This is a genomic window from Shewanella sp. 4_MG-2023, from assembly GCF_030548015.1.
Classification (GTDB): Bacteria; Pseudomonadota; Gammaproteobacteria; order Enterobacterales; family Shewanellaceae; genus Shewanella.
The window spans coordinates 37,248-53,850 of sequence record NZ_JAUORL010000013.1 but is presented as its reverse complement, the minus strand read 5'-3'; the positions used below and the strand labels follow the sequence as shown (position 1 = coordinate 53,850).

Annotated in this window: 16 protein-coding genes and 1 riboswitch; of the genes, 15 read left to right on the top strand and 1 reads right to left on the bottom strand. The window is 43.2% G+C overall.

Annotated features, from left to right (window positions below; genetic code table 11):
• Positions 1-524: 524 nt before the first annotated feature.
• The 8 genes from Q4546_RS09280 (at position 525) to Q4546_RS09245 (ending at position 9,449) form a co-directional block, all read left to right on the top strand.
• Positions 525-722, top strand: coding sequence for a twin-arginine translocation signal domain-containing protein (locus tag Q4546_RS09280; RefSeq protein ID WP_102435971.1), 198 nt, complete (start codon positions 525-527; stop codon positions 720-722).
• Positions 723-739: 17 nt separating this feature from the next.
• A complete protein-coding gene (locus tag Q4546_RS09275; protein WP_303446148.1) occupies positions 740-3,595 on the top strand; it encodes a formate dehydrogenase subunit alpha in 2,856 nt (951 codons plus the stop codon).
• A 28-nt stretch (positions 3,596-3,623) separates the two neighbouring features.
• Positions 3,624-4,193, top strand: a complete 570-nt coding sequence (gene fdh3B, locus Q4546_RS09270; protein ID WP_102476477.1) for a formate dehydrogenase FDH3 subunit beta — start codon at positions 3,624-3,626, stop codon at positions 4,191-4,193.
• Between the two features lie 74 nt (positions 4,194-4,267).
• Positions 4,268-5,251 (top strand): formate dehydrogenase subunit gamma, encoded by a 984-nt coding sequence (locus Q4546_RS09265; protein ID WP_303446147.1) that lies wholly within the window; start codon positions 4,268-4,270, stop codon positions 5,249-5,251.
• Positions 5,252-5,570: 319 nt separating this feature from the next.
• On the top strand, positions 5,571-6,908 hold the full coding sequence (locus Q4546_RS09260; protein ID WP_102435978.1) for a coproporphyrinogen III oxidase family protein: 1,338 nt from the start codon (positions 5,571-5,573) through the stop codon (positions 6,906-6,908).
• Between the two features lie 171 nt (positions 6,909-7,079).
• Positions 7,080-7,934, top strand: a complete 855-nt coding sequence (locus Q4546_RS09255; RefSeq protein WP_102520223.1) for a PfkB family carbohydrate kinase — start codon at positions 7,080-7,082, stop codon at positions 7,932-7,934.
• A 395-nt stretch (positions 7,935-8,329) separates the two neighbouring features.
• Positions 8,330-9,034, top strand: a complete 705-nt coding sequence (locus Q4546_RS09250; protein ID WP_303446146.1) for an MOSC domain-containing protein — start codon at positions 8,330-8,332, stop codon at positions 9,032-9,034.
• 55 nt (positions 9,035-9,089) lie between these two features.
• Positions 9,090-9,449 carry a DUF4870 domain-containing protein gene (locus tag Q4546_RS09245; protein WP_102435982.1) on the top strand — a complete coding sequence of 120 codons (360 nt, stop codon included), beginning with the start codon at positions 9,090-9,092 and terminating at the stop codon, positions 9,447-9,449.
• A 97-nt stretch (positions 9,450-9,546) separates the two neighbouring features.
• Here the strand turns inward: Q4546_RS09245 and Q4546_RS09240 are convergent, their stop codons facing one another.
• On the bottom strand, positions 9,547-11,196 hold the full coding sequence (locus tag Q4546_RS09240) for an electron transfer flavoprotein-ubiquinone oxidoreductase (RefSeq protein WP_102435984.1): 1,650 nt from the start codon (positions 11,194-11,196) through the stop codon (positions 9,547-9,549).
• 208 nt (positions 11,197-11,404) lie between these two features.
• Positions 11,405-11,538: riboswitch (molybdenum cofactor riboswitch) on the top strand.
• On the opposite strand from Q4546_RS09240, the gene moaA reads away from it, so the two are divergent.
• The 7 genes from moaA to Q4546_RS09205 all read left to right on the top strand — a co-directional run bounded on the left by moaA (position 11,526) and on the right by Q4546_RS09205 (position 16,532).
• Positions 11,526-12,506, top strand: coding sequence for a GTP 3',8-cyclase MoaA (gene moaA, locus Q4546_RS09235; RefSeq protein ID WP_102476472.1), 981 nt, complete (start codon positions 11,526-11,528; stop codon positions 12,504-12,506). Its footprint overlaps the riboswitch before it by 13 nt.
• Positions 12,507-12,570: 64 nt before the next feature.
• Positions 12,571-13,053: a cyclic pyranopterin monophosphate synthase MoaC gene (gene moaC, locus Q4546_RS09230; protein ID WP_102476471.1), complete on the top strand. Its 483-nt coding sequence runs from the start codon at positions 12,571-12,573 to the stop codon at positions 13,051-13,053.
• Positions 13,054-13,164: 111 nt separating this feature from the next.
• Positions 13,165-13,413, top strand: coding sequence for a molybdopterin synthase sulfur carrier subunit (gene moaD, locus Q4546_RS09225; RefSeq protein ID WP_076541374.1), 249 nt, complete (start codon positions 13,165-13,167; stop codon positions 13,411-13,413).
• A 2-nt stretch (positions 13,414-13,415) separates the two neighbouring features.
• A complete protein-coding gene (gene moaE, locus Q4546_RS09220) occupies positions 13,416-13,892 on the top strand; it encodes a molybdopterin synthase catalytic subunit MoaE (protein ID WP_102476470.1) in 477 nt (158 codons plus the stop codon).
• A 14-nt stretch (positions 13,893-13,906) separates the two neighbouring features.
• Positions 13,907-14,761, top strand: a complete 855-nt coding sequence (gene modA, locus Q4546_RS09215; RefSeq protein WP_303446145.1) for a molybdate ABC transporter substrate-binding protein — start codon at positions 13,907-13,909, stop codon at positions 14,759-14,761.
• Positions 14,762-14,764: 3 nt separating this feature from the next.
• Positions 14,765-15,445 (top strand): molybdate ABC transporter permease subunit, encoded by a 681-nt coding sequence (gene modB / locus Q4546_RS09210; protein ID WP_102435991.1) that lies wholly within the window; start codon positions 14,765-14,767, stop codon positions 15,443-15,445.
• Positions 15,426-16,532: an ABC transporter ATP-binding protein gene (locus tag Q4546_RS09205; RefSeq protein ID WP_303446144.1), complete on the top strand. Its 1,107-nt coding sequence runs from the start codon at positions 15,426-15,428 to the stop codon at positions 16,530-16,532. The genes modB and Q4546_RS09205 overlap by 20 nt, the downstream gene beginning before the upstream one ends.
• Positions 16,533-16,603: the final 71 nt, after the last annotated feature.

Sequence of the window (16,603 nt, the reverse complement as noted above, 5' to 3'; positions counted from 1 at the left end):
CCGCTTTTTGTGCGCTACCTATGCTCAAAAGTAACTTGCTTGTTAATGTTTACAGAGGCATTTGTGGTCAGCTAACTATTGGCTATTTTAATAACGAAAAGCACTGCAAGTACAGCTTTTAAGTACTAAAAGTTATATAGTGATTGTGGTGTTTATTTAGACAAAAACCGTATAAAAATCCTTTTGACTCAATCTACTTGTTAAGTAATTTAACATTGTAAGCACTGCTAAAATCCCACCCAAAAGTTTTGTTCTCACACGGCATGATTTGAAAACATGACCCAGTTAACGCTTTCTTTATTTATTGGTTATTTTAGGCCAATGAACAGGTGTTAGATCATATTATTTCAGCCTCTCTCTCTATATATTAGCGGCGTAAATTTGTGGACTAGATTCATTTATATGTGTTTTTACCTTTTTAGTTCATCCACTTAACCATTAATTAACAATGGTGTTTGGTAACTAAAAAGGCCTAAGAGGGCATCTGCATGATAAGCAGATGTGTATTAAACCCAGGAGTAAAGATGAAGAAGCAACAGCCTGATCTGAACCGCAGATCTTTGCTGAAAGCCATCACCGTAGGTAGCGCTGCTACTGCAGCAATTGCTGTTTCAGGTGTGAGTGTGGCAAAAGCAACCGAGAGTAACATTAGTATCAAAGGTTCTAATGGTTACAAAGAAACTGCGCATATTCGTAGCTACTACGATAGCTTACGCGGATAATTCAGGAGAAATAAGCGATGAAGTTAACTCGCAAGTCTACAGCAGCACCTAAAGCTGCTAGCAAGTCGCTCGGTATCAACCGTCGTCAATTTATGAAGAATGCAGGTATTGCTACTGGTGGTATCGCCGCTGCTTCATTAATGGGCACTGGCATGATGCGTCGAGCTGAAGCAAAAGAAATTGCTCATGATGCACCAACTGAAATCAAACGTACCGTATGTTCTGCATGTGCTGTTGGTTGTGGTTTATACGCTGAAGTACAAAATGGTGTTTGGACAGGTCAAGAGCCTGCATTCGATCACCCATTTAATGCTGGTGGACACTGTGCTAAAGGTGCTGCATTACGTGAACATGGTCACGGTGAGAAGCGTCTTAAATACCCAATGAAATTGGTTGATGGCAAGTGGAAGAAACTATCTTGGGAGCAAGCTTACAACGAAGTTGGCGACAAGATGCAAGATATCCGTGAAGAGTCAGGTCCTGATTCAGTTTACTTCATGGGTAGTGCTAAGTTCTCGAACGAAGGTTGTTACATGTACCGTAAATTTGCGGCTATGTGGGGCACGAACAACATCGATCACTCTGCACGTATTTGTCACTCTACCACTGTAGCTGGTGTTGCAAACACTTGGGGCTATGGTGCGCAAACTAACTCTTTCAATGATATCCAAAATGCAAATGCAATCTTCTTCATCGGTGCAAACCCGGCTGAAGCGCATCCAGTTGCAATGCAGCATATCTTATTAGCGAAAGAGAAAAACAACGCGAAAATCATCGTTGTTGATCCTCGTTTCTCACGTACTGCAGCGCACGCTGACCTACATTGTGGTCTACGTCCTGGTACTGATATTCCATTCATTTACGGTATGCTATGGCACATCTTTGAAAATGGTTGGGAAGACAAGACGTTCATCAAAGAACGTGTTTTCGAAATGGAATCAATTCGCGAAGAAGTGAAAAAATTCCCGCCTAAAGAAGTTGCTGATGTAACTGGCTGTAGCGAAGAAGAAGTTTACCAAGCTGCGAAAATGATGGCAGATAACCGTCCAGGTACTGTTGTTTGGTGTATGGGTGGTACTCAGCATCACGTGGGTAACGCAAACACTCGTGCTTACTGTATCCTTCAATTAGCCCTTGGTAACATGGGTGTATCTGGTGGCGGAACAAACATTTTCCGTGGTCACGATAACGTACAGGGTGCAACTGACTTAGGTTTGTTATTTGATAACTTACCAGGTTACTACGGTCTGACTTCTGGCGCTTGGGATCACTGGACGAACGTTTGGGATCTTGAAAAATCTTGGGTTAGTAATCGTTTCGACCAAGGTACTTACTTAGGTCGCGACCCAATGACCACTCCTGGTATTCCTTGTTCTCGCTGGCACGATGGTGTGTTAGAAGAGAAGGGTAAACTAGCGCAGAATGACAACATCCGTATGGCATTCTTCTGGGGTCAATCTGTTAACACTGAAACTCGTCAAAGCGAAGTGCGTGATGCATTAGATAAGATGGACACAGTTGTTGTTGTGGATCCATTCCCAACTATGGCGGGTGTTATGCATCGTCGTCAGAACGGTGTTTACTTGCTTCCAGCTGCGACTCAGTTCGAAACTGAAGGTTCAGTATCTAACTCTGGCCGTAGTCAGCAGTGGCGTGAAAAGGTTATCGAGCCTTTATTCGAATCAAAAACTGACCTTGAGATCATGTACCGTCTATCTCAAAAGCTTGGTTTTGCAGAGCAATACACTAAACGTATCGCTAAAGATGCCAATGACATCCTAGTTATTGAAGACATCACTCGCGAAATCAACCGCGGTATGTGGACTATTGGTATGACAGGTCAAAGCCCTGAGCGTATCAAAGAGCACACTCAAAACTGGGGCACGTTCAGCAACAAGACTCTTGAAGCTGCTGGCGGACCTGCTAAAGGCGAAACTTATGGTTTACCTTGGCCTTGTTGGGGTACGCCAGAGCAGAAGCATCCTGGTACTCAAATCCTGTATAACACAAGCAAACACGTTAAAGACGGTGGTGGTAACTTCCGTGCACGTTACGGTGTTGAATACAAAGGTGAGAACATTCTTGCTGATGGCAGCTTCTCTAAAGGCGCTGAAATCACTGATGGTTACCCAGAGTTCTCTGCACAAATGCTTAAGCAATTAGGTTGGTGGGACGAACTAACAGCTGAAGAAAAAGCATCAGCTGAAGGTAAAAACTGGAAAACTGATTTGCTAGGCGGCATCGTACGTGTTGCTATTAATCACGGTTGTATTCCATTCGGTAACGCTAAAGCGCGTTGTATCGTTTGGACTTTCCCAGATATCGTACCTATTCACCGTGAGCCGTTATACACATCTCGTCGTGATCTTGTGTCTAAGTACCCAACTTACGATGATATGCAAGTACATCGCTTACCAACTCTTTACAAGTCAATCCAAGAGAAAGACACGTCAGCTAAGTACCCATTAGTACTGACTTCTGGTCGTTTGGTTGAGTATGAAGGTGGTGGTGAAGAGTCTCGTTCTAACCCTTGGCTTGCAGAGCTTCAACAAGAAATGTTTGTTGAAATGAACCCTGCTGATGCCGCAGATCGTAGTCTACGTGACGGTGATACTGTGTGGTTAGAAGGTGCTGAAGGTGGCCGTATTAAGATTAAAGTTATGGTTACTCCACGCGTTAAACCAGGTGTTACTTGGATGCCTTACCACTTCGCGGGTGTTATGCATGGCGAAAGCTTAGCGCCTAACTATCCAGAAGGTACTGTTCCTTACGTAATAGGTGAGTCTTGTAACACTGCAATGACTTACGGTTATGACCCTGTGACACAAATGCAGGAAACTAAGGCATCGCTTTGTCAGGTAGAGAAAGCGTAACAGCAGTTTAAGCTAGGAGAATTGCCGAATGGCTACAATGAAATTTTTATGTGATACCAAGCGCTGCATCGAATGTAATGGTTGTGTCACAGCTTGTAAAAACGAAAACGACTCTGCTTTAGAGTGGGGAATTCAACGTCGTCGCGTAGTGACTATCAATGACGGTCAACCAGGTGAAGCGTCTATCTCAGTGGCATGTATGCACTGTAGTGATGCACCTTGTATGGCTGTTTGTCCTGCAAACTGTTTCTACAAAACTGAAGACGGTATCGTACTACACGATAAAGATACTTGTATCGGTTGTGGTTACTGTTTATATGCATGTCCATTTGGAGCGCCTCAGTTCCCTCAAGGCGGCGCTTTTGGTGCTCGCGGTAAGATGGACAAGTGTACTTTCTGTGCTGGTGGCCCAGAAGCTGATCACTCTAATGAAGAGCGTCAGAAATATGGTGCTAACCGTGTTGCAGAAGGCAAGCTTCCAATGTGTGCTGAGCTTTGTTCAACCAAAGCCCTACTTGCTGGTGATGCAGAAATCGTTTCTGCTATCTTCCGTGAGCGTGTGGCTTATCGCGGTTCTAACAAGGCTATTTGGGGTTAATCTCCAGCTGAGTTAGTAAGCATAGCTATGATGCCCAAGGTCACTTGGGCATCAAGCAGCATAGAGGAAGTATTATGAACAAGTGGTTCAAACAAATAGGCATCGCAGTCGCACTGGTATTCAGTGTGATCACATTTGCCCATGCAAGTGGTGAGCAACCGACAACATCTCAAGACAGCAATGTTCAAATTTGGACACAGCTTAAAGACGGTGTTGAAGGGCGTACTACTTCAACCAGCGAGTTCCATGCACAGCCTATCAATACTTATGATATGCGTGTATTTCAACTCCGTAGTGACTTACTAGCGCCTGCGTTAATGGCGTCGTTATTTGGCATGATCATCGTCTTCTTACTGTTTATCAAGATAAACGGTATTTCTAAGCTTCACGGTGGTTTCACCGGTAAGATGGTGTATCGCTGGTCTAAATTTGATGTATCAATTCATTGGTTAGGTGCGATCCCTTGCTTGTTATTGATTCTGACTGGTTTAGTACTATTGGCTGGCCGTTATTTCTTCCAACCGTATATTAGTGAAGGGATGTGGTCTAATTTAGTCTACGTTGCTAAAGAAGTTCACGATTATATGGCTATCCCATTCATGTTGGGTTGGGCGTTAATGGTAGGTCTTTGGGCTAAAAACCAAATGCCAAAAATGTACGATGTTAAATGGATGCTGGTTGTTGGTGGCTACATCAACTTCGGTCCATTTAAAGGCAAGCATCCAGATGCGGGCTTTGCTAATGCTGGTGAAAAACTGTGGTTTTGGGCATTCGCATTGTTTGGTTTATTCATCTCAGTATCAGGAATGTTATTACTGTTCCCGAACTTATTTGAACCAAGCCGTACCTTAAGCTTAATTGCGTTAGTTATTCACTCAGTGAGCGCTATCGTGATTTGTGCCTTCTCAATCGTGCATATCTTCATGGCAACTGCTATGTCAGAAGGTGGTATGGATTGTATGGTTTCAGGTTACTGTGATGAGCAGTGGGCGAAACAGCATCACAACCTTTGGTATGATGAAATTAAAGCGAATGGCGAGTTAAAATATAAAGACTAATAGGTCTGCAGTATTTTTAGCTAAAGCTTAAAAAGCACCTCCAATGACTTCGGTTTTGGAGGTGTTTTTATTTCGGCTTTAGGTTAACCGTGTTTTAACACAACTTTTTATGATTTTTAACAATGTGATACCTTGTATTAGCTATTGGTTATTTAATCACTCCTAATTTGTGATCGTGGCTGTAAAAATCGACAGATTTGGTTGTTTTTAACTGATAACTTCTAGATAGTTAACATCCTTGTAGCGTATATCGAAATTTTCTACTTGAGTAGCAACTCATTAGCGTTGTTTGCGAGTCCCTTTTTAACTAGGAATTGCCATGTCATCAATTATCCGTCCATCAGATACCATTATCCAATCACCTTATCAGGCCAATATCACCACGCCAGATTGGATGATCAGTGCGATGGAAAAAGTGATGCAATTTTACGTTGATCGTAATTTGCGTTTAGACACGGTTTCAGCGGAAATGATGCCAGCGCCAGTAGAAGGTAAAAAGTACATGCTGTATGCTCATGTACCTTTTTGTCATACCTTGTGTTCATACTGTACTTTCCATCGTTTCTTATTTAATGAAGATAAAGCTCGTCGCTATTTCGTGTCTTTACGCAAAGAAATGGATATGGTTAAAAACCTCGGTTACGACTTTGAATCTATGTATATCGGCGGTGGCACCACCACAGTATTAGAAGATGAATTAGCTCGCACTATTGAACACGCCAAAACCCTATTCCCGAACATTAAAGAGGTATCGTGTGAATCCGATCCTCAGCACTTAGACAGCCCTGGCTTTAAGCAGTTAGAAGGCTTAGTCGATCGTATGTCTATTGGTGTGCAAAGCTTTAATGATGACATTTTAGCGATGACAGACCGCATTGAGAAATTCGGTACCGGTCAGCAAACATTTGATAAAATTATGGCGGCAAAAGAGCTGTTCCCGATTATCAATGTTGATTTGATTTTTGGTTTCCGCGGTCAAACCGATGAAGTTATTCAGCATGATTTAGATATGGCGTCTAAGCTAGACCCTCGTCAAATCACCACTTATCCATTGATGATTACTCACCAAACACGTAAGAGTGTTAAGGGTAAATTAGCCGCTCCTCATGGTGATATGGCCCGTCAGTATCGTCAAATTCTTAATACCTTAAATGGTCAATATACTCAGCTATCAGGTTGGGCATTTGGTAAAGCGCAGAACGAAGGCTTTGATGAGTATGTTATTGATTATGATGAATACTTAGGCGTAGGTTCAGGTTCATTTAGTTTCTTAGATGACACCTTATACGTGAATACCTTCTCGCTTAAAAAATACCAAGAGCGCATTGCCAATGGCAAAATGGGTGTCGAGCAACAAAAGCAATATGGCAAGAAAGAAGTGATGCAATATCGCTTCTTACTGGGCATGTTCTCTGGTCGTTTATCACGTAAGTATTTCCGTGAAACCTTCGGCGTTAACTTAGATACCGCATTGTTTAAAGAAATGGCCTCAATGAGAGCCATAGGTGCAATTAAAAATGACCCGAACGATCCTGATAACCTCATTTGGACCGATAACGGTAAAATGATGGGCTTATTGATGATGAAAGAATTTTATTCAGGCATGGATAATGTTCGCGCTCAATTACGTAAACCCTTGCAAGCCGCTGATATGTAAGCGCCCCAAGCTTGAGAAATAAGTTAATGAAAGGCAGTGACCATGGTCACTGCCTTTTTTGTTATTTGCAGTATACTGATTTTGAATGCATCATCACTGTCCCACCATCCTCGTCATTTTTATCATGATGATTTTGGTGCATTGGACATTGGATTGTTAAAAGAGACCGCTATGGCTAATATTTTACTGCTTGCCAACATTAACTGTGACCGCTTACTGGAATTAGATAAACCGCTGCAAACCGGAGGTCGCTTTCATTATCAAGATGGCGGCTTACGGCTCGGTGGCGGTGGTGCTAATACCGGCATCGGTTTGGTATGGGCTGGGCACAATGTCTCGTTAGTGAGCCAAGTGGGCTCTGACAAGATAGGTAATTGGATTTTGGCTCAAGCCAGCACCAAGGGGCTAGATTGCCGCTTAGTGGAACGCTTTGATGGCGCAACCTGTGAAATGTTATTGGTGATGACGCCCGATGGTGAACGCACTATTATCCGCCCACAAAGACCCCTATTTGAACTAAGCACGCCGCCAAACTGGCAACAATGGGATGCGCTATACACTAACTCATCAGCTAAAGGCATTAGTCAATGGACCGCATCAGCCCTTGATCATTGCTTGGTCGTATCGCAGTTAGCTAAAGATGAGCGGGTACGACCATGCCATATTTTAATTGCTTCAATTACCGATATGCATGGCCGCTGTGATGACAATAAGTGGGATTTTGCCGCTAAAATTGCCGGTGAGTCATTGCAATACTTTGTGGTCACCGATGGCGAGAATGGGGCGATAGCCTATAGTGCCAATGAACAGTTTCATGTACCAGCAGTAACAGCGCAAGTGTTAGATACTACAGGGGCTGGAGATGCCTTTGCCGCAGGCTTAATCCATTATTTATGCCAGCAAAAAGCCATTACCCAAGCCATGGAAGAAGGGGCAAGATGGGCCGCCATTGCCGTGGCTACTGCCAGCTCAGTCCCAGGAGATGCGCTGCAGCATTATCTTCAATCAAAAAAACATAGTGAGTAACTGAAATTAACTCAGTTTAAATAGTGGGCGAATATTTTAGGCTAATTGCTGTTAGTTATCATTTTACTGTCGCCTCAGGTCATATTTTTATCATAAAAGTGTCGTTGTTCTGTCATGTGAGACGATTATTATGACAAGGTAACTTATTGAACAGGATGCTTTATATGGCTTTTTGTTGAAAAAGTTTCTTCCATTTCTGGGATACGTTAATGCCCAATGTAATTTGAAAGATTTATGCCCCTTCAATCCCCCCATTTGCAGGGGCTTTTTGTTTAGCATCGCTCTTTTGTGTTAGGGCGAAAAATGCGCTTTGAAAATTCCCTATAGTAAGCACTACTATAAGCCTGCTATATTCTTAAATAATCCAATCCCTTGTTAATTAAGAGTTACTGCTCATGGATGCTCAGTTGCTGGTTAAAAAAATTTCCGCTTTATATCAAGGAGAACAAGTTAGTGCTCTTGGTGATCAGACGCACCTTATTGATAGTGGCATTAACAATAAACAACTCGCCCAAACCCTTATCGTCTCCAAGCTGGGCGTAAAAGGCGATAGCCAAGCAGATCCACAGCATCATGGCGGCAGCGATCGGGTGTTACATCACTTTCCTCGAGAGCATTATGGCCAATATCGTCGTTGGGATTTAATGGCAGGCTTTAAAGATGCGCCTGCCATGGGCGAAAATATCAGTAGCGTTGGCTTAGATGAATCACAGGTCAATATTGGCGATATTATTCAAATTGGCACTGCGCTATTGCAAGTCACCCAACCTCGTTCGCCCTGTTTTAAGCTTAACTTACAGTTTGGTCATCCTCAATTTGCCCTTGCTATGCAACAAACTGCTATGTGCGGCTGGTTTTATAAAGTCTTGCAAGAAGGTGAAATCAACGCCAGCGACAGCATTTATTTGATTGACCGAAAATCGAATGTCAGTATTGCCGAGGCGATGAGAATTTACTTTCTAGCAGAAGTGGATATCGAACAATATTCGACTCTGTTGCAATGTGAAGGGCTAGCGCAAACTTGGGTTGCTAGCTTACAAAAACGAATTCAAGCACAAACAATAGAGAACTGGCATTACCGTTTATATGGGCCAGCGTAAAACTAGAAACAGCGACATCAAAATCAAATCAGTAATATAAATAATAGGGAAAATCATGAGTGATTCAGTGGATACAGTAGAAAAAGAAGCACGTAATATGGGCTTGTTAGTGTATGCGGCAAGTTTTGCTGGTTATATTATTCCACTGGGCAGCATTATTGGACCACTAATCGTGTGGTTGATGAAACGTGATGAATTTAAATTTGTTGATGAGTGCGGGAAAAACTGTCTCAACTTTAAATTGAGCTTACTCATTTATGCCATCGTCAGTTCTATTTTAGCCTTTATTGGTATTGGCTTTATATTGCTTATTCTTTTAGGGTTGATGGATATCATTTGTACCATTATTGCCATTATCAGGGCAGGCGAAGGTATCGCATATCGCTATCCATTAACGATTAACTTCATAAAGTAATGACGTTGAAAATCATTTAGAGCCTATATTGCTTGCAACAAAAAGCCGCATTGTTTATATGCGGCTTTTTAGTGGCTGAAACACATCTAAATAAAGATTACATGTTCGGGTAGTTTGGACCACCGCCACCTTCAGGGGTGACCCAAGTGATATTTTGACTTGGATCTTTAATGTCGCATGTTTTGCAGTGAATACAATTTTGCGCATTAATCACAAACTTGTTTTCAGCGCCGTCGGTAACCACTTCATACACGCCAGCAGGGCAGTAACGCTGGGCTGGCTCGTTGAACTTAACTAGGTTTACCGCGATAGGGATCGAAGGGTCTTTTAAATGTAAATGACACTGCTGATCTTCTTCATGGTAAGTATTAGATAGGTAAACTGACGATAATTTATCGAAACTTAATTTGCCATCAGGTTTAGGGTACTGAATTTCTTTGAAGTCTTTAGCTAAGCCCATTTCTGCATGATCTGGAGCTTCATCACGTAAGGTGATTGGAAATTTACCGCCGAACCAGTTTTGGTCGATATAGTTAAATGCACCGCCAAGGTAAGTACCAAACTTATGTAAAGCAGGGCCAAAATTGCGAGATTTAACCAGCTCTTCATGGAGCCAGCTTTTTTCTATGCGCGTTTGGAAACAATCTAAATCTTTACCTGCTTCAACCCCAGCCATTAATGCTTCCGCTAAGGTTTCTGCAGCGACAATACCGCTCTTCATTGCGGTATGGGTGCCTTTAATTTTGGCAAAGTTTAGCGTACCTGCATCACAACCAATTAATAAGCCGCCAGGAAAGCTCATTTTAGGTAATGAATTAAGCCCACCTTTTGCAATTGCTCTTGCGCCATAAGTAATACGCTCACCACCCGATAAAGTTTGTGCGATAACCGGATGCTGTTTATAACGCTGAAATTCATCGAACGGACTGATGTGAGGGTTTTTATAGTTAAGGTCGATAATCAGTCCAACTGCCACTTGGTTATCTTCCATGTGGTATAAGAAGCCGCCACCAGATGCACCATCATTTAAGGGCCAGCCACCTGTGTGTACCACTTTACCTTGCTGATGCTGTTCAGCAGGGATTTTCCACATTTCCTTAAAGCCTAAGCCGTAATGCTGTGGTGTTTTACCATTATCTAGATGATATTTTGCAATTAACTCTTTACCTAAATGACCACGACAACCTTCTGAAAACACCGTGTATTTAGCGTGAAGTTCCATGCCCGGCATATAGCTGTCTTTAGGCTGACCATCAATGCCAACACCCATATCGCCAATTAAAATACCTTTAACGCTATTATCGGTATTGTAAAGTACCTCACTGGCCGCAAAACCAGGGAAAATTTCTACCCCTAATGCTTCAGCGCGCTCAGCTAACCAGCGAGCGAGGTTACCGACACTGATGATGTAGTTGCCATCATTGTGCATGGTTTTTGGTACTAAGCTATTGGACATAAGCTGAGATTTACTATCAGAGCTCAATAGGTAGATTTCATCGTGAGAGACTTTAGTATTAAGTGGAATGTCTGAATCGCGCCAATCAGAGAATAGCTCATCCAATACCGTTGGTTCAAATACGGCACCGGACAGAATATGAGCGCCGACTTCAGATCCTTTCTCAACCACGCAGACAGTCATTTCCTTGCCTGCATCTTGTGATATTTGCATTAATCGACAAGCAGTCGCGAGTCCGGCAGGGCCAGCACCAACGATAACTACGTCGAATTCCATTGATTCGCGTTCCATCATTTCACCTTAGTTCTTAATTTCCCGTTTTTTGGCGGGTTTGTTATTTTTTTGTTTTACTCACCTTACCTTAAAATTGCTAAAGGTCACAGTAGCAAGTGAGATTTTAAGCTCGTGAGCTGGCTCGCAAATATTTACAGATTTTTGACTAACTGGGACAAAATGTCATAAAAAGATACTGATTCGAGCGAATTTAGGCCTATAATTAAGTCTGACGGTTCTCCGAGCTTTATGTCCTACGTCCACAGATATGGATATTTAGCCGTGGTAATTATGCCACCGGGGTCAGCAAAGAAATGCGCTTACCTCCCACACTTGGAAAGGTTAACATGTCCCAATTACAAGACAGTTTCGGTCGAAGGTTTCACTATTTGCGAATGTCAGTCACTGATGTTTGTAACTTCAAATGCACCTATTGCCTCCCAGATGGTTACAGACCTGATGGCAAACCTAAGTTTCTCGCGTTAAATGAAATTGAAAATTTAGTGGCAGCTTTTGGTGAAGTAGGCACCCAAAAAATCCGCATCACCGGTGGTGAGCCAACCTTACGTAAAGATTTCACAGATATCATTCGTATCGTTGCAGACAATGACAATATCAAAACCATTGCTACCACCACTAATGGCTATCGTCTCGAGAAAAATGCCAAAGAATGGTATGACGCCGGACTTAGACGCATCAATGTGTCGGTTGATAGCTTAGATCCTAAGATGTTTTATCAAATCACTGGTGAGAACAAATTTGATGAAGTCATGCGTGGCATTGATGCTGCACTTGATGCAGGTTTTGAGCGAATCAAAATCAATGCAGTCTTACTCAAAGGGCTTAATGATAAAGATTTGCCCCGTTTTCTACAGTGGATAAAGAATACGCCGATTGATTTGCGTTTTATCGAACTGATGGAAACAGGCTTAGGCCATGATTATTTCAACGCTCATCATCTAGCTGGACTCGATATTAAGTTAAAACTTGAGTCAGAAGGTTGGTTATATGATCTTCCTGATGTAGATGATGGTCCTGCGCAAAATTTCAGTCACCCAGATTACCAAGGTCGTATAGGGCTTATCATGCCTTATGCGAAGAACTTCTGTGCCAGCTGTAACCGTTTACGAGTGTCGGCCAAAGGTAAATTGCATTTGTGTTTATTTACCGAAACCGGTCTGGACTTACGTGACTTATTGCAACACGAGTCTCAGCGCGCCGAGTTAATTGAGCGCTTACATGGCCAATTAGCCCAGAAAAAAGAAACCCATTATCTCCACCAAGGTATCACGGGTGTCACCAAGCACTTAGCCTCTATTGGCGGTTAAGCTGCTGAGGTTTACTTATATTTGAATAATTTTTTACTCTCAAGATTCTATAAGGCAAGTTAGCATGAGCAATTGTTTTACCCATATCAATGCCGATGGCAATGCCCACATGGTTGATGTCACAGAAAAAAATATCACTGAGCGTGAAGCTCGCGCCGAAGCCTTTATTGATATGGCGCCAAGTACGTTAGAGATGATCATGAGCGGTAGTCACCATAAAGGTGATGTGTTTGCTACTGCGCGTATTGCCGGTATCCAAGCCGCGAAAAAGACCTCAGATCTGATCCCATTATGTCATCCATTAATGCTGACCAAAGTGGAAGTAGACCTTGAAGCGCAGCCAGAACTTAATCGCGTCAGGATCACCAGCTTATGTAAGTTATCAGGTAAGACGGGCGTTGAAATGGAAGCATTAACAGCTGCCTCAGTCGCTGCATTAACCATTTACGATATGTGTAAAGCGGTGCAAAAAGACATGATCATTTCCCAAGTACGTTTACTTGAAAAACGTGGCGGCAAATCAGGTCATTTCCAAGCTGAAGATTAGCCGGCAGCGCTTAACTTGCACTATCACGCTAGTTATCAATGCGAGTTAGCAACATCAGCTATAAAGATAAAATATTAGCCATTTTAAAATTTTGAAAGACGAGAGATTGACATGATCCAGGTCCTTTTTTTTGCACAAGTAAGAGAGTTACTCGGCACCGCTAAAGTAGAAGTTGCTGCTGATGGCGTTAGCAATACTGAACAATTACGTGCAGCCCTAGCCGCTAAAGATGAAAAGTGGGCTAAAGTACTCACCTCAGATAAATTATTAGTTGCCGTTAATCAAACTATGAGTTCATGGGATGCAGCGGTTAAAGATGGCGATGAAGTGGCCTTTTTCCCACCTGTCACTGGAGGCTAACCATGAGCCAAGTGAATACTAAACAAGTGGTGAGAGTGCAAACCGAAGACTTTAATGTCGCCGATGAGTACGCCGCTATTGCACAAGATAACAGTGATGGCGCAGTGGTGACCTTTGCCGGTAAAGTGCGTGACTTTAATGACGGCAGCGCAGTGACTGATCTCACCCTTGAGCATTACCCTGGCATGACTGAAGCGGTATTAGTGCAACTGGCTGAGCAAGCCTATGCTCGCTGGCCGCTGAATTATGTCACAATTATTCACCGTGTTGGCCGTATGGAGCTTGGTGAGCAAATCGTGTTTATCGGTGTTACCAGTGCCCACCGTAAAGCCGCTTTTGCAGCCTGCGAGTTCTTAATCGACTTTTTAAAAACCAAAGCACCATTTTGGAAACTAGAAGCTGGTGAGCAAGGCAATAATTGGGTTGAAGCCCGTGATTCAGATGAGCAAGCAGCCACTATGTGGAATGAATCTAAATAGCATAGGATGCTGACATGATGACGTTAAGCACGATTCGCCGTTGTTTTTCATTGAGTCAAAGGCGTCGAACCGCTTTTATCAGGGCGTTATCTAGCCTAGTGTTATTGGTGTCATTTTCATCGCTGGCGGCCAAACCTCCAGCGATTGCCGCCGCTGCGAATATTAAATTTGCCCTTGATGAAATTGTTACCAACTTCACTGCCTCAACTGGATTGCCATTAAGAGTATCCTATGGATCTTCGGGTAATTTTGTCGCCCAGATCCAACATGGGGCTCCCTTTGAAATGCTGTTAAGTGCTGATGAGTTTTATGTTCAGCAGCTGCATAAAGCTGGAAAAACAGACTCTGATGGCACCATTTATGCTGTTGGTAAGTTAGCCCTAGTTGCCCCGAAAAACTCCTCCCTAGTGCTTGATGTTGAACTTAACGGCTTACAACAGCAGTTAACTGACGGCAAGATTGCCCGCTTTGTTATTGCTAACCCTGCTCACGCGCCTTATGGCGAAAGAGCCAGAAGTTTATTGCAAGCAAAAGGCTTATGGCCGCAGTTAGAGTCTAAAATCATCATGGGCGAAAATGTCTCGCAAGCGGCGCAATTTGCCTTAAGTGGTTCTGCACAAGGTGGCATAGTGGCGCTATCGTTAGCGTCATCTGAGCAGTTTCGCAAAATGGGCAATTATATCGAAATACCCCAGTCGTTATATGAGCCGATTAATCAGCGAATGGTGATGATGCCCAATGCTGGTGCTACCACTCAGCAGTTTTATCAGTATATGCAAACCCAAGCCGCAAAAGATGTACTGCTCAATTATGGTTTTGGTTTTCCTCAGCGTGCTAATTCAAGCGCTTTTATGCAAGTCGAGAATTAATCTATGGATTGGCAATCGTTATGGTTATCAGCCAAGCTGAGTAGCGTTACTGTGCTAATTTTAGTGCCATTGGCCATTGTAGTTGGTCGACTACTGGCTTACCGTCAGTTCAAAGGGAAGTCATGGGTTGAAGCGTTAATCATGGTGCCCTTAGTGCTGCCTCCCACAGTAATAGGCTATTACTTACTGGTTGGCCTTGGCAGTCAAAGCCTCATCGGCCAATGGGTTGAGTCACTCTTTGGCGCGCAATTAGTGTTTAACTTCTCCGGTTTAGTTATTGCCTCTATTTTAGTCAATATTCCCTTTGCAGTGCAGCCAATCCAGCGGGCATTTGAAACTATCCCTCACGATATTCCTGATGCCGCCGCCTGTTGTGGCATGAGTTGGTGGCGAATTTTTGTCAAAATTGAGCTACCGATGATTTGGCCTGGGGTGTTAACCGCAGTGGTGCTGTGTTTTTCCCATGTGCTGGGTGAATTTGGTGTAGTGCTAATGTTAGGCGGTAATATTGCCGGTGAAACCAAAACCATATCTATTGCCATCTACGACAGTGTGCAGGCCTTTGATTTTGAAGCGGCTGGTACCATGTCGTTAGTGTTATTGGTCTTTGCCGTTAGTGTCTTGGCAATCACCACCAGTCTTTCAAGGCGTTTAGGAGGCGAGCATGCCAATCCGCAACGTTGATTTACATTGCCATATTTCCCAACAAGCACCGATCCCGTTAGAGGCTGACTTTAGTTGTAAAGCGGGAGAAGTATTAGCCGTCGTTGGCCCTTCAGGTGGTGGTAAAACCACCTTGCTGCGAATGATTGCGGGCTTAGGTTCAGCTCAACAAGGAGCGATTCAAAGTGGAGATAAAACTTGGTTTTGTCATCAGAAGCGCATCAATTTATCGCCGCAGCAACGTCATATCGGCTATGTGCCACAGCACTTTGGTTTATTTCCGCACTTAACTGCACTGGAAAATGTCATTTCTGGGCTCGATCATATTGCAAAGCATGAGCGTAAAGCCCGGGCGTTAGATTGGTTAGAGCGAGTGAATTTACATGGCTTACCCGCACGCTTACCGGCTCAGCTTTCAGGGGGCCAGCGCCAACGCGTCGCCTTAGCCAGAGCGCTTGCCAGAGAGCCGGCAGTTTTATTGCTGGATGAACCCTTTTCTGCGGTGGATAGAGAAACCCGAGAAAGGTTATATATTGAGTTAGCACGGTTAAAATCGCAATTATCAATTCCAGTGATTATGGTGACCCATGATATGAATGAGGCTTTATTACTGGCCGATAAAATGATTTTAATCAGCCAAGGCAAGATGCTCCAGCAAGGTAAACCGTTTGATGTCTTGTCTCATCCTCGCAATGAAACCGTGGCGAGGCAAATGGGCTTACGTAATATCTTTAATGCCCAAGTGTCTGGTCGTGATGAAAAAGCCAATATTACTTGGCTTAAAATGGGCGACCAGATTATTGCTAGCGATAGCGCCCCAGATTGCGAAGTTGGTCAAACCGTACGCTGGGTGATCCCTAATCAGGGCATTCGATTCAGCGCTATTACCAGCGGCCGCCTTTGCCGCAGTATCAATAAACTCGATATCGTGATTGATTCTATGTTGGTGATGGGGGAATCTGTACGTATAAAAGCGCGTATGGCAGGGATTGATGAGACGTTTAATATGGATGTGCCAGCTCACTTAGCGACTAAACTTGAGCTACAACAAGGTTTAGCCACCACAATAGCATTGAAGTCAGAACAAGTTCATATTCTAGAATCATGATCAATTATTAATCTTACAAAGCTTGGGTCTTTTAATCGGCTTAGGTAAAGTAGCTCAATTATCAATGTCTT